The organism is Pyxidicoccus trucidator (genome assembly GCF_010894435.1).
GTDB lineage: Bacteria > Myxococcota > Myxococcia > Myxococcales > Myxococcaceae > Myxococcus > Myxococcus trucidator.
Genome location: NZ_JAAIXZ010000015.1, coordinates 15,074 through 28,555, shown reverse-complemented (window position 1 = coordinate 28,555; position 13,482 = coordinate 15,074). Strand labels below are relative to the sequence as shown.

At 68.1% G+C, this 13,482-nt stretch carries 9 protein-coding genes; 7 read left to right on the top strand and 2 right to left on the bottom strand.

Annotation, left to right across the window (positions count from 1 at the left end; genetic code table 11):
• Nucleotides 1-48 precede the first annotated feature (48 nt).
• On the bottom strand, nt 49-357 hold the full coding sequence (locus G4D85_RS34020) for a hypothetical protein (RefSeq protein ID WP_164018249.1): 309 nt from the start codon (nt 355-357) through the stop codon (nt 49-51).
• Between the two features lie 254 nt (nt 358-611).
• Between G4D85_RS34020 and G4D85_RS34015 the strand changes: the two genes are divergently transcribed.
• The 3 genes from G4D85_RS34015 (at nt 612) to G4D85_RS50415 (ending at nt 5,966) form a co-directional block, all read left to right on the top strand.
• A complete protein-coding gene (locus G4D85_RS34015; RefSeq protein WP_164018248.1) occupies nt 612-1,163 on the top strand; it encodes an SLOG cluster 4 domain-containing protein in 552 nt (183 codons plus the stop codon).
• 137 nt (nt 1,164-1,300) lie between these two features.
• Nucleotides 1,301-1,702 carry a hypothetical protein gene (locus tag G4D85_RS34010; RefSeq protein ID WP_164018247.1) on the top strand — a complete coding sequence of 134 codons (402 nt, stop codon included), beginning with the start codon at nt 1,301-1,303 and terminating at the stop codon, nt 1,700-1,702.
• 10 nt (nt 1,703-1,712) lie between these two features.
• A complete protein-coding gene (locus tag G4D85_RS50415) occupies nt 1,713-5,966 on the top strand; it encodes an AAA family ATPase (protein ID WP_164018246.1) in 4,254 nt (1,417 codons plus the stop codon).
• A gap of 42 nt (nt 5,967-6,008) precedes the next feature.
• Here G4D85_RS50415 and G4D85_RS34000 read toward each other — a convergent pair whose 3' ends face one another.
• Entirely contained in the window at nt 6,009-7,424 is a 1,416-nt protein-coding gene (locus G4D85_RS34000; protein WP_164018245.1) for a B12-binding domain-containing radical SAM protein, read from the bottom strand.
• Between the two features lie 154 nt (nt 7,425-7,578).
• Here G4D85_RS34000 and G4D85_RS33995 point away from each other — a divergent pair, with 154 nt between their 5' ends.
• The 4 genes from G4D85_RS33995 (at nt 7,579) to G4D85_RS33980 (ending at nt 13,457) form a co-directional block, all read left to right on the top strand.
• Nucleotides 7,579-8,079: a GNAT family N-acetyltransferase gene (locus G4D85_RS33995; protein ID WP_164018244.1), complete on the top strand. Its 501-nt coding sequence runs from the start codon at nt 7,579-7,581 to the stop codon at nt 8,077-8,079.
• Between the two features lie 126 nt (nt 8,080-8,205).
• On the top strand, nt 8,206-9,942 hold the full coding sequence (locus G4D85_RS33990) for a sigma 54-interacting transcriptional regulator (RefSeq protein ID WP_164018243.1): 1,737 nt from the start codon (nt 8,206-8,208) through the stop codon (nt 9,940-9,942).
• Between the two features lie 623 nt (nt 9,943-10,565).
• Complete coding sequence (locus G4D85_RS33985) at nt 10,566-11,495, top strand: hypothetical protein (protein WP_205525832.1); 930 nt, start codon at nt 10,566-10,568, stop codon at nt 11,493-11,495.
• 27 nt (nt 11,496-11,522) lie between these two features.
• Complete coding sequence (locus G4D85_RS33980) at nt 11,523-13,457, top strand: S8 family serine peptidase (RefSeq protein WP_164018241.1); 1,935 nt, start codon at nt 11,523-11,525, stop codon at nt 13,455-13,457.
• Nucleotides 13,458-13,482 lie beyond the last annotated feature (25 nt).

Sequence of the window (13,482 nt, the reverse complement as noted above, 5' to 3'; positions counted from 1 at the left end):
TGAACGGGCTTCACGAGATTTCTTCCCCACGCGCGCGGGGAAGGGCGCTCAGTCGTGGGTGCCGATGTGCTGGTCGCCATGCGAGTCACAGACCCAATGGAAGGCGCAGGAGCACGCCACGGCGCGGGCACGCGTACAGCAGCGGCCCCCAAAATGCTCTGGCAGCGGAATGGGCCCCACGTCCGGGGGCGGCTCGGGAAGCATCAGCGTTGCCGCGAGACCGGACCTCGCGGGCTCGCTGTCACAGCAGCCGCGGGCGATGCACCCCGGGCACAGGGACAGCTCGCAGTTGGCGCACCAGTCGAAGATTTCCCCGGCGCGGCCGAGACGCTCACATCCCCCACAACTGTCGAACATGGCCGACCTCCTGGCTCGTGAGCGTCAAGGTAGAGAGGGGGTCTGACAGGAGGGCGCCCGACGCTGGTGACGGACGGTGTCCTGCCAGCCGTCCTGCAAGCGTCAAAGTGGCCTCTGTCCGGGGGTGGATCCTTCCATCGGTGAACGCCTGGCGGCCTCAGTGTGGGGAAGTGAACCGGTTGCGGCGGGTGCGGCGTCCAAGCATGGAAGATGCTGGGGGCCGGGCAGGTCAAAGTGGTGGAGGTACGGAGGCCATGCGCAGGGAACGGCGGATCATCGGCGTCTTCGGATCAGGCAAGGAGGGCCACGAGGAGTGGGTCATCCCGCTCGTCCGGTGGATCGCCGAGGCGGGCTTCGACCTGCTCACCGGTGCAGGTAGCGGCGTCATGCGCGTGGCGGCGGACGCCTTCGTCCAGGTGGAGGGCCGGCGGGGCATCTCCATCGGCATCGTCCCGGGCACGGTGGACGGCGGGGAATATCGCCCCCGCTCCGGCTACCCCAACCCCGGCGTGGAGCTGGCCATCTACACCCACCTGCCGCTGAGCGGCGAGCAGGGCACGGATCCGCTGAGCCGCAACCACATCAACGTCCTCACCCCGCATGCCCTGGTGGCGCTGCCGGGCGGGGCGGGCACCGCGTCCGAGGCCAGCCTGGCGCTGCGCTACGGCAAGCCCGTCATCCTCTACGGCCCGCCGGAGTCCTTCCGCCGCTTCCACTCGGACCTGGAGCGCACGGACTCCCTGGAGCGGGTCGCCGAGTTCATCCGGGAGTCCGTCCGGGAGTCGGGCCGCCTGTCCGCCCACTAACGCTGGAATTCCCAGGACTTCACGGGTTGGTGCGGCACGTGGGAACCGCGTTCCAGAACGTCTAGAATGGTACACAGGGGGGAAACGTCCGGAGCCGCTCAAGAAACGGGCGGCCGTGTCGTCTCTCGTGCGCCACCATGATCAGTGCCCAACATCCACTCGCCAGCTGGTTCCTCGTGGTCTCCGTGGCCTTCTTCCTGGCGGTCTACGCGCTGCCGCTGCTGCTGGTGCCGCTGACGTGGGCGCGCTGGTTCGGGTGGAAGCCGCAGGAGGGGAACACCGACCTGACGGTGTACTTCGCGAGGTGCCTGGGCGCGGTGGCGCTGGCCATCATCCTGACGGTGGTGCGCTTCATCCCCGACCCGGGGAGTCAGCCGGCCCTGTTCGACCTCATCGGGCTGGTGTGCGTGGGCATGGTGGTGGTGCACGTGTGGGGGGCGCTGAGGAAGGCCCAGCCCCTATCCGAGACGGTGGAGATCTTCTTCTACGCGGTGGTGGGCGTGGTGGCCGCCTGGATCCGCTTCGAGATGCTGGGCTGAGGGCGCCACCATGCTGCCGGCGAACACCGACCCCATCCTCGCGTCGCTGGTGCCGTACATCCCCGGCGCGGTGCTCCGCAGGCTGGAGCACACGGAGGCGCATTCCCTGCCACCGGTGGAGCCGGTACGGGGCGCCATCCTGCTGCTGGACATCGCCGGCTTCACGCCCATCGTCGTCAGCCTGAGCGAGGCGGGGCCGCGTGGCATCGACGCGCTCCAGCGCCTGCTGACCAGCTACTACACGGAGATGATCGACGTCGTGAAGGACCACGGCGGAGACATCTACCAGTTCGCCGGAGACTCCATCCTCGCCTGCTTCGAGCCCGCGCCGGGCGAGGACGACGCGGGCGTGGTGCAGCGCGCGGCCCGGTGCGCGCTGGGCGTGCAGCGCCGGCTCCTGCGCTTCGCTCAACTGGAGCTGCTGGGCCAGCGCTTCACCGTGTCCTCGCGCATCGGCATCGGCTTTGGCGAGTCGCACCGCATCGTCCTCGGCTCCACGGGAATGTGGATGCACCCGGCGCTCATCGGCCAGCCGCTGGAGCAGGCGGTGAAGGCGGAGAAGCGCGCCACGGTGGGCGAGGTGCTCCTGAGCCCCGAGGCCTGGGCGCTGCTGCCCGAGGGCGCGCGCAAGGGCGAGGTCCGGGACGGCGCGTACCGCCTGGAGCCATCCGCGCCGCTCCAGTCCCAGCCGCCGCCGTCCCTGGCGCTGGGCGGTGGGGATGACCTGGTGGGGCGCTGCGCGCTGCTGCTGCACCCGGTGCTCTTCACGAAGATAACGACGGCGCACCAGGAGTTCAGCGGGGACTTCCGCGACGTCACCTGCTTCTTCCTGCGCTTCACCAACAGCAGCAAGCCGGAGCAGGCGGAGGAGTTCACCCGCGAGCTGAACACCTTCTACGAGTACGTCCAGCGGGAGAGCGCGCACCACGGCGGCGTGTTGCTGATGACGGACTTCACGGACAAGGGCAACGTCCTCTACGTCATCTTCGGCGCACCCACGGCGCTGCAGAGCAAGGAAGTGCTGGCGAGCCGGCTGGCGTGCAAGCTCATCCGCGAGCGGGAGAACTTCCCCTTCGTGCAGGAGCTGCAGATCGGCGTCGCCACGGGGCACGCGTACTTCGGCGACATGGGCTCGCCGTGGCGCAAGGGCTACTCGGCGCTGGGCGAAGTGGTGAACCTGGCCGCCCGGTTGATGACGCACGGGCGGGGCACGGGCATCCACATCGACGGCAACACGGAGCGCAAGCTGCAGCAGAGCGGCTTCGCCACCGAGTTCGTGGAGGACGCGAAGCTCAAGGGCGTGGCGCGCACGGTGCCGGTGTACCGGCTCCAGGCGGAGGTGCGCCGCAGCCTGTTCATCAAGGGCAAGGGCGACATCGTCGGCCGCCAGGGCGAGCTGCTGGCGCTGCGCACCGCGGTGGAGGAGTCCATCGACGGTAGTGGCCGCATCTGCGTGGTGTCTGGCGAGGCGGGCATCGGCAAGTCGCGGCTGGGCGCGAAGGTGGTCGAGGAGGCGGAGGGGCGCGGGGCGCGGAGCCTCTACGGCATCTGCTACTCGTACGAGATGTTCACCCCCTTCTTCCCGTGGAAGGAGGTGCTGGTCCAGGTCTTCGGGCTGCATGAGGGAGCCGACCTGGACACGCAGCTGGCGCAGCTGCGCCAGGGCTTCGAGGGGCTGGAGGACACCGGGCCGGAGTGGATACCGGTGCTCGCGGGCATCATGGGCCTGCCGCTGGAGGAGGAGCCCGTCACGCGCGAGCTGGACGCGCGCCGGAAGAACCAGAAGCTCTTCCAGATCATCCTCCAGTTGCTGGAGAAGCTGTCGAAGCAGACGCCGGTGCTGCTGTTCTTCGAGGACCTGCACTGGGCGGACAACATCTCCGTCGACCTCATCGAGTACGTGGCCGCGCGGCTGGCCCCGCTGCGGGTGACGCTGCTGGTGACGATGCGGCCGGGCGAGCACCTCAAGAACCTCAAGGGGCTGCCCGGGCTGCACCGCCTGGACCTGGCGAACCTGGACGACGACGACACGCGGGCGCTCCTGCGGCTGCACCTGCGCATGGAGCCTCCGGACACGGTGCTGGAGGACATGCTGCTGGCGAAGGTGCAGGGCAACCCGTTCTTCGCCGAGTCCATCGTCCAGGGGCTGGTGGAGGGCGGCTACCTGGGGCCGGTGTCGCCGGGGGCGGAGCGGATGGAGCGCAAGCGCAGCCTCCAGGCGCTGGAGCTGCCGGACAGCATCCAGGACGTGGTGCTGGCGCGCATCGACCTGCTGAGCGAGACGGAGAAGCTGGTGGTGAAGGTGGCCTCCGTGGTGGGGCGCATCTTCACGCTGGAGGCGGTGGCGGAGCTGGCGCCGGGCTCGGTGACCCGGCAGCGGATTCGCGAGGCCATCGACACGCTGACGAAGCTGGGGCTCATCCTGCTGGAGGTGGAGGAGCCCTTCACCTGCATCTTCAAGCACATCGTCATCCGCGACGTGGCGTACAACACGCTGCTGGTGTCGGCGCGGGAGGAGCTGCACCGCCGGATGGCGGGCTTCATCGAGACGCGGGCGGGCGACAACCCGGTGAAGTCCGCGGGCATCCTCGCGTACCACGCGCTCGCGGGGAACGATGAGGTGAAGGGGCTGGAGTACACGCTGATGGCGGCTCGCAGCGCGCGCGAGCAGTACGCCAACGACGACGCCATCCACCACTACAACCGGGCCATGGAGGTCCTGGGCGGCACGGTGGCGTTGGATCCGGACGAGGTCCTCATCAAGACGCGCCGGGTGATGCAGGAGCTGGCGGAGACGCTCTTGCAGGCGGGCAACTACGCGGGCGCCATCCTGATGTTCGAGCAGTGCCTGGCGGACGAGGAGCAGGAGTCGCGCAAGGCGGAAATCCACCTGGGGCTGGGGCGGGCGCACCAGGAGAAGGGCGAGTCGAAGCGGGCCATCCAGGAGCTGGAGACGGCGCTGGTGCTGATGGGCCGCACGATGCCGCGCAACCTGGCGGCGCTGGGTGTGCGCACGGTGCTGGCGCTGGGGCTGCACCTGCTCTACGGCGTCTTCCCCTGGCTGGTGCGGCCGCTCGGCTCCCGGCTGCCGCTGTACCTGAAGCAGCTGTCGACGCTCATCTCGCTCATCAAGATCTACTACTTCGCGGACATCGGGAAGCTGACGTGGGCGACGATGGTGGCCGCGACGATGGCGGAGCGCTCGCGCAGTGAGTACGGGCTGGCCCTGGCGAGCAGCTATTACGGCTCACTGCTGTTCGGCTCGGGGCTGCTGAAGCGCTCGGGCACGTGGTGCCACCGGGCGCTGAAGCACGCGAGGCTCTCGCGAGACGCGGCGGCGGAGGGCATTGCCCTGAGCCGGCTGGCGACGCTGTCCATCTTCACGAATGAGCAGTCGCGGGCGACGCAGTACGGCGAGGAGGCGGTGGCGCTGCTGCGGCAGGTCGGCGACATGTGGGAGGTGCAGACGGGGCTGATGATGCTGGCGACGAGCCAGTTCCAGGCCGCGCGCTTCGAGGTCGCCGAGCGGAACTACCGGGAGATGGGGCGGGTGGGGGTGGAGCTGAACGCGCTGATGCACCAGGGCTGGGCGCACGCGTGGGTGCCCATGTGCCGCTACCTGCGAGGGGACGGGGACGTGGGCGAGCTGTGCGCGGAGCTGGAGGAGGGGCTGCGCATCAGCATCGAGGTGCAGGACCTGGCGAACCAGTGCGCGAGCCTCAACCACCTGGTGAATGTGGCGGTGCGCGAGCAGCAGGTGGAGGAGGCGGCGCTGATGGCGGTGCGTGCGGACGAGGCGCTCTGGCGCTACCACGTGCTGGTGCCCTTCCTGCAGATTGGCCTGGTGGACGCGGCGGAGGGGGCGCTCTTCGCGCTGGAGCAGGGGGCCGTCTCGGTGCCGAAGGAGCAGCTCTGGGCGATTGTACGCCGCTGCGCCTTCAAGGCCCGGGCGCTGGGGAAGCTGTACCCGTACCTGCGGGGCCCGGCCATGCGGGTGACGGCGCGGGCGAAGGCGCTGAAGAAGGGCGCGAAGGCGGCGGAGCCGCTGTTCCAGCGCGCCTTCAAGGTGCTGGAGGCCACGCCCAACCGCTGGGAGACGGGCGTGGCGTACCTGGACGCGGCGGCGGCGCTGCCGCACCGGCGGCCGGAGCTGCTGACCCGCGCCAGGGAGGTGTTCACCTCCATCGACGCGAAGGCCGAGCTGCGGCGCGTGGAGCGGCTGGAGGCGGAGTCCGGAGTGGGCGCTCAGGTCGCGGCGGGCTGAGCAACGGGGGGGCTTGCGGAGCCCCCCCGGACGCGACACGCCTCAGGTCAGGCGCTGCGGCTGCAAGCCCAGTGTCTGCATCTGCCGCACGTCCCACTCCTCAAGAGAATCCTGGCCGGCGATGTACCGCCGTGCCTTGTTCTTCACCGGGTTGCGGATGCTCAGGATTTCAGGCCCGGAGAACAGAATCGTCTGCTTGTACCGGGGCATGTCGCTCATGGTGAGCTTGGACCAGTAGTGCTTCGCGATGTTGGGCAGGCTGCCCAATTCCAGGCACAGCCGGTTGAAGTGCTCCACCACCTCGGATGGGTGCAGGTTCTTCGGCTGGTGGCAGAGGGTGTAGCCGTCATAGTCCCGGCTCACGGTGCCGGGCAGCAGTCGGTTCTCGGCCTGGAGCTCGCGGAAGAAGGGCGTCTCCGGATACGGGCAGACGATGCCAAGAAACGTCACGGAGAAGTACTTCAGGTCCGCGAGGTACATGGGCAGCTTCTCCAGGTACTCGTTGGTGTCCCCGTCCGAGCCGACGATGAGGCCGAAGGACAGCAGGATTCCGGCGGAGAACACGCGGCGGATGACGGCATCCACCTCGCTCAGCTTGTTCTGCCCCTTGTTCATGGCCTTGAGGGAGTCGGGATTGAGGGACTCCAGGCCGGTGTACACGTAGCGGCATCCGGCCTTCGCCATCAGCTTCACCAGCGCCTCGTCCTTGAGGACGTTGAAGGTGAGCGCGCACCCCCAGGTCTTCTTCAGGGGGATGAGCGCCTCGCACAGCTCGCGCAGGTACTTGGGCGAGCCGCCCAGGTTGTTGTCGAGGAAGATGAACGCATCGTCCATGAGCCCCAGGAAGTTGGGGTTCCAGTGCATGCGTGTCTGGATTTCGTCGATGACGTGGGCGACGGGGCGGTAGCGGTAGCGCTCGTTGCCGGTGAGGACGCAGAAGTTGCAGGTGAAGGGGCAGCCGCGGGACGCCTCGATGCCGGGCAGGCGCAGCTTGTTCTGGGTGAAGTCGATGAGCTCGTAGCGGTACGGCTTGATGGCGGTGGGGCCGAGCGAGGGCCGGTTGTAGAGCGACTGGAGCTGGCCCTTCTCGAAGTCCTCGACGAGGGCGGGGACGTTGGCCTCCGGCTCGCCGGTGATGACCGCGTCGAAGTGCTCCTTCGTGTCATCCGGGAAGTAGCTGGCGTGGCGTCCGCCGGCCACGGTCTTCATCCCCTTCGCGCGGAAGAGGGTGGAGAGCACCTTGGTGTGCTCGTAGTACGAGTGCAGGTACGAGAAGAAGACGAGGTCCCAGTGGCGGTCCAGGGGGATGTCGGTCTCCTTCTCGTTGAAGATCTCCACCTCCGCGTGCGCAGGGCACAGGCCGGCGATGAGCTCCGGCACGGAGGACTGCATGATGGAAGGTTCTTTGACGCGCAGCCGGGTGGGATGGGTGTACGTGGCGATGACGGCGATGCGCATACGGGGCTTGGCTCCAAGGCAAGGCGGCGCGGCGGCCAGCACGAACGAGGAGTCCAGTTCACGGTACGTTTCCCCCTCCGGACTGACCGTGGGCGTCAGAATCCCCCGGGTGCAGCGGCTTGGCAAAATGACAGCCGCGTGGGATGCGAAAAACATGTCCTCCGACAAGCTGACCCAGGTCTCCATCTTCCAGGTGCGCGTCGCCACCGAGGCGGATGCGCCGGTGCTCCTGGCGCTGCTGCGCGAGTTCGCGGCGCATGAAGAGAGCGCGCAGTTCATGTTGGCGACGGAGGACCGGTTGCGGGAGGCGCTGGGCGCGCGGCCGCCGCTGCTGCGGGCGGCGCTGGTGGAGGGGCCGGAGGGGATGGTGGGCTTCGCGACCTACACGGTGGACTTCATGACCTGGGCGAACTCGCGCGTCATCCGGCTGGACGACCTGTACGTGCGCGCGAGCGTGCGAGGGGCGGGGCTGGGGCGGGCGCTGATGCGGCACCTGGCGGAGGTCGGCACCGCGGAGGGGCTGCCCGTTCGGTGGGAGATGCGGCCGGAGAACGCCTCCGCGCGAGCCTTCTATGCCCGGCTGGGTGCCACTGCTCGCGAGAAGACGGTGTTCCGCTGGATGCCGGATGCGATGCAGCGGTTCCTGGAGGAGTAGGCACGCGCGCCACGGTCATCTGGGGGAAGGAGGCGGGCCCCCGGTATCGGGATTCGTGGTGCGATTACGTAGGATGGCGGGCTGGGAGTGCGGTGGGGGTGGAACGGAGACCGTCGGAGGACTGCATTGACGCGCATCGTGTTGCAGGCCCCGGAGCTGGGGGCGGAGTCCATCGAGTTGGTGGAAGGCGAAGCGCTCCTGGCCGGCAGGCAGCCGGAGGCAGCGGACCTCTCAGGCGAGGTGCCGCCGGGCCTGGAGCGTCCGCCGCGGGGAGTGGCCCTCGCGTCGCCCAGCGTCTCAGCCAACCACGCGCTCGTCTGGGTGGAGGGGGGCACGGTGTGCGTGCGCGACGTGGGCAGCCGCAACGGAAGCTGGCTGTTCCTGCCAAGGCGCCAGACGGTGCGGGTGCCCGCGGGGCAGTCCGTCATCCTGCAGCTCGCGGCGCCCGAGCATCGGGAGCGGGGTGATGGCGGGCCGGCGGACGCATCCTGGTCTGGGAGTGAGGACTTCGGCCCGGGGCTGGTGCGGGCGGTGCAGGACTGGCTGGCACGGGTGGGGATTCCCGCCACGGTCTCCCTGCATGGCGGCAAGGGGGCGGAGACCCTCGCGGACGAGCCCGGACGCATTCCGGTGGCGGGAGGCCGCGAGCTGCGCCTCTCCCTGCAGGAGACGATGGACCGGCGCTGGGCTCGGGTGCTCCAGCAGCTGTGGGAGTACGTCAGCCGGCAGAACCTGCTGTTCGAGGCGGAGCGGCAGACGCGCGAGGAAGGGCTCATCCTGGCCTCACGCTCCATCCGGGAAGCGCACCGCGAGGTGGTGGACGCCGCCGCGCGGAGCATCCGCATCCTCCTGCTGGGGCCCTCGGGGGCGGGCAAGGAGGGGCTGGCGAGGACGTACCACCGTCGCTCGGGCCGGAGCGGGTCCTTCGTGGCGCTGAACTGCTCGATGTTCGGCAAGGACCTGCTGCGCTCGGAGCTGTTCGGCGCGGAGGAGGGGGCCTTCACGGGGGCCACGCAGAAGATCATCGGCGCGGTGGAGCGGGCCAACGGAGGCACGCTGTTCCTGGACGAGGTGGCGGACATGCCGCCCGAGGTCCAGCCGATGCTGCTGCGCTTCCTGGACAGCGGCGAGTACGAGCGCCTTGGCGGATACGGCCGGCCGAAGCGGGCGGACGTGCGGATTGTCTGCGCGACGAACAAGGACTTGCGGGCCGCGACGCTGGAGGGGCGGTTCCGGGCGGACCTCTGGTACCGGCTGTCCATCCAGGTCATCGATGTGCCCCCGCTGAGGGAGCGATGGGAGGACCTCGCCGCGTACCTGCGCACGCGCTCTCTGGGCGAGAGGGTGACGGCCTACGACACGCTCACACCAGAGTCGCTGGAGTTGCTGCGAGCACACCGCTGGGAGGGCAACTTCCGGGAGCTGGCCAACTTCGTCCAGCGCCTGCCGAGGGAGGCGGTGAAGGGAAGCATCGACGCGAAGGCCTGCCGGCGAGCGCTGGAGCAGGGGGCGCTGCTGCCAGTGGCGCCGCTGCCCCAGGAAGCCCCGCGCCCGCCGGTGGAGGGGCTGGCGCCAGGGGATGACTGGGAAGGACTGGCTACGCAGGTCGCCGCCACGGCGGTGCGGGCCTTCATCGAGGACCACCAGCACGCGCCGCGCACGTGGGACGACCAGAAGGAGCTGAACGAGAAGTACCTCAAGCCCCTGTTGCTGTTTCACATGAGCGGAGCGGCGCAATTCCCGGTGCCGCGCACGGCGGAGGAGGTCGTGTCCCTCGCGCACCGGGTGGCCCCCCGCGTGTCGGCGGACCGGGGCACGGCGGTGAAACAACTCACGCGCTACTTCGAGCGCTTCGGCGGCTGAGCGAGGCCGCCGAGCGCGAGAAACGTCGATTCGGCAGGCCCGGCCGCTTCGGGGTGTATTTGCCCCTGACGACCGGACCTGCCGAAGACGCCCCCCATGCCCTCGTGGCGCCCTCCGGAAGTCGCTGACCTGCGTATCCGCCTACCGCATGTCCCCTCCGGGGCTGCCCTCCGCTGGCAATGTTTGTGAAGAGCAAGGCGCGCGCCATCTGGTGGGCGTTGAGAAACCATGGGGTTCCGTGAAGGCCGCCGCTTGAAGAGGGCGTGAGTGCGATCGCATTCCCGGGAAGCGTCCTCGCATGAGGCGTGGATGCTCCTGGTGTGAATCCCGACCTGGCAGGCGCTGTGAGTGCGATCGCGCGATTGCGATCACGTCCACTGTCCGTGGGTACGAGGGCAGCCGCGCAAGTCAATGGAATTGCTGAGACTGCCCTTTGGTACGCGCGCTGCTTTAGGAGGCGCAGCGCAACAATTTCAAGGGCATTGAGTACGCGCTCCGAGGAGGAGTGCCCGATGAACGTATTACCGAGAGTCATCCTGGCGATGTCCGTGGCGGCCATTCTGGCTACTTCGGGATGCCCCCATCCTCCCGAGGGAGGCTCGCTCGAACGGGATGGAGGCGTGGTGCCCCGTCTCCAAGACCAGCTCCTGGAGGACTACACGTACGAGCAGATGATCGGCAACCGCTTCCCGGCGCCAGCCATCTCCTCGCTGCGGAACAATCCTTCCTACGCGCTCTCCACGCTCTATGTCCGCAAGGCAAGGCGGGAGGGTGTCTCATGCGATTCGCCCGATGCGGGTGACTTCGAATTCGAGCGCCTCTTCAAGCACCAACTTGCCGGATGTGAGGTGGACTCGCGCCCGGGCATCGACGCGCTGACCCTGAAGAAGGTCACGGGGCAGGCCGCGCTGTCCTTCCAGCATGTGGTCGGCGGAATCAATTCCTCCGCCGATCATGCCTATGAATTCAGCATCTCCGACCCTGTCATCGCAGCCGAGAAGGATCCCGCGAAGTGCGCGAACATTGTGGAGATCATGCGCCAGCGTCTCCCGGCGCGCACCTGCGAGGTCCGCTACATCACCGGCGTGGTGCTCACCCAGATCACCTCCCGTGAGCTCAAGGAGGTGAAGGTCGAAGGGCAGGCGGCGCAGTCCGTCGTACAGATTGGGGGGAAGTTCTTCGGAGCGACGACCAACATCGTGAACAAGTTCGACATGACGGTCGACGCCCTCCCGGTCACCCAGTACTTCGCTCCAACTCCCACGTTCGGCTATCTGGCGAACCTCCCTGTCCTTCCAGATGGGGGCGTCCGGGCCTCGCGATGGAGAGGGAGGACACCTCGAGGGCCCATGGCTTCTCCCGAGGCCATGGCCACCAGCCCGGCAGGGGAAGGGGCGCCCGACGAGCAGCCGCCCCTCGAAGACCTGCCCACTCTCACGGAGCTTCGTGACGCCCAGCGGGATGGGGGGCTGCATGACGCCCACTCGCTCGCCATCCACAAGGCGCTCTCCGTCAGCGAAGCCCCGGTCAGGGACGACGCAGGAAGCCTCTAAGCCGCACGCATGCAGGAGATGTCAGTCATGAAGCAGCCCTTTCACATTCGATGGATTGGAGCGGGAATCGCCTGTGTCTCGCTCTTGAGTCTGAACTCGATTGCCGGGGACGATGAGCCGGCGGGCGCGGGAGTGGACATCGCGGATGCGGGCATCCCGGCGGACGAGAAGTCCCTGGGGCTCCTGTCGATGTCCGCGGAAGAAGACGCGGGAGTCGCGGCGGGGGCCCCGGTCAAACGCGCGCAGCTCGTGGAACTGGAGGTCACGGCCCTCATCACGCCTGGCAACCAGCTGCCTCTGTCCGTCAGCAAGCACTTCCAGCGGCCCATCGCCACGCGCGCGACGGTGCCCGTCGCAGCCGAGCTCAAGTCGACAGAGCCAGAGGTGCTTGAGTCGCTCAAGGCGAATGACCGGGTGGCGTGGATCGAGCTGGCTCGGCCCCCTGACGTCGACGAGCTCTGGGCACTGAGACCCTTCAACCAGGACGCCCGCTCCCTCCACCTGGTGCCGGAATTCATGGCCACCTATCCGGGCTTCGATGGTTCGGGCATTGTCGCCGCGGTCTTCGATGAAGGGGCCATCCGGGCAAGCCATTCCGAATTCCTCACCCGCTCCGCGAGCCACCTGACGTCCCGGGTCTCCATCCGGACGCAGCGCCCGCCCAGCACGCATGCATCCCATGTGGCGGGGACCATCGCGGCGCGCGGTGTCGACTCGCGTGCCCGGGGCATGGCCCCCTCCGTGAGGCTGTGGAGCTTCGACTTCCACGAGGCCTTGAATCAGCTTCCGCTGATTGCCAGGGACGTGCAGATCTCCAACCACTCCTATGGCCCTTCTTCAGGATGGGAACGTCGGAATGGCGCATGGTTCTGGTGGGGAGACCCGAGCCTCAGCGAGACCGAGGACTTCAAATTCGGGAAGTACACCTCGACGGAAGCCCAGCTCGACGCCGTCCTCGCTGCCTACCCACACCTGTCCTCGTTCGTTGCCGCGGGAAATGACCGGAGTGATGCTCCCAGCTTCCAGCCCGTGGTCCACTACAGCCTTGGGAGGGACTCCACGACAGGAAAGCTGATCTGGGTCCGCTCCGCCCTGGTTCGTGCTCCGGACGCTTCCGAAGGCGCGCAGCGGGGCTTCGACACGGTGACAGGGCTCTGCGTGGCGAAGAACAGCATCTGCATTGGCGCCATCGAGGACCATGGCGGGGCCCCCATGCCCATCCGGACGACGGACTTCAGTAACTGGGGGCCAACGGATGACGGCCGCATCAAGCCTGACCTCGTGGCGAATGGGCAAAGCCTGTTGTCAGTCTCGGCGGAAGACGACCGCGCGTACACGGAGATCAGTGGCACCTCCATGGCGTGCCCGACGGCCGCTGGGATTGGAGCGCTCCTGCTCCAACAGTTTCAAGCAAGGCGTGGCAGAAGCGCCTCATCCGCCGAGCTGAAGGCCGTGCTCATCCACACCGCAGTGGACGGGGGGGCCCCCGGGCCTGACCCCATGTTTGGGTGGGGGGCCATCCACTCGCTCCAGGCAGGGCATGTGATTGCACGCACGGGTCAACACCTGGTTGAACTCTCCGAGGTCTCAGCCGGCACACCCTTGAGGCGCACGCTCCGGTCTGACGGTGGGCCGATCCGTGTGACGGTGGTGTGGACGGACCCTGCTTCCGAGCCGAACGGCGCGGGTGTAGATGATTCCACGCCCGCGCTCCGGAACGACCTGGACCTCATGCTCGTGTCCCCCGACGGAGCGGTGCACTTTCCCTTCAGCCTCGACAGGTCGGACCCCTCCGGTATGGCTGCGAGGAACGGTCCCAATCGGGTGGACAACGTCGAGGTCGTGGTCGCCCCAATCATGGATGGGCGCTGGACCCTCGAGGTGAATCCCACCCGACTCTCCGTGGGGACGACGCAGAGGTTCGCCCTCGTCACGAGCGGCCTCATGCCATTTGACGATTGACGTCCCAGGTTCCTGGATTGCTCCA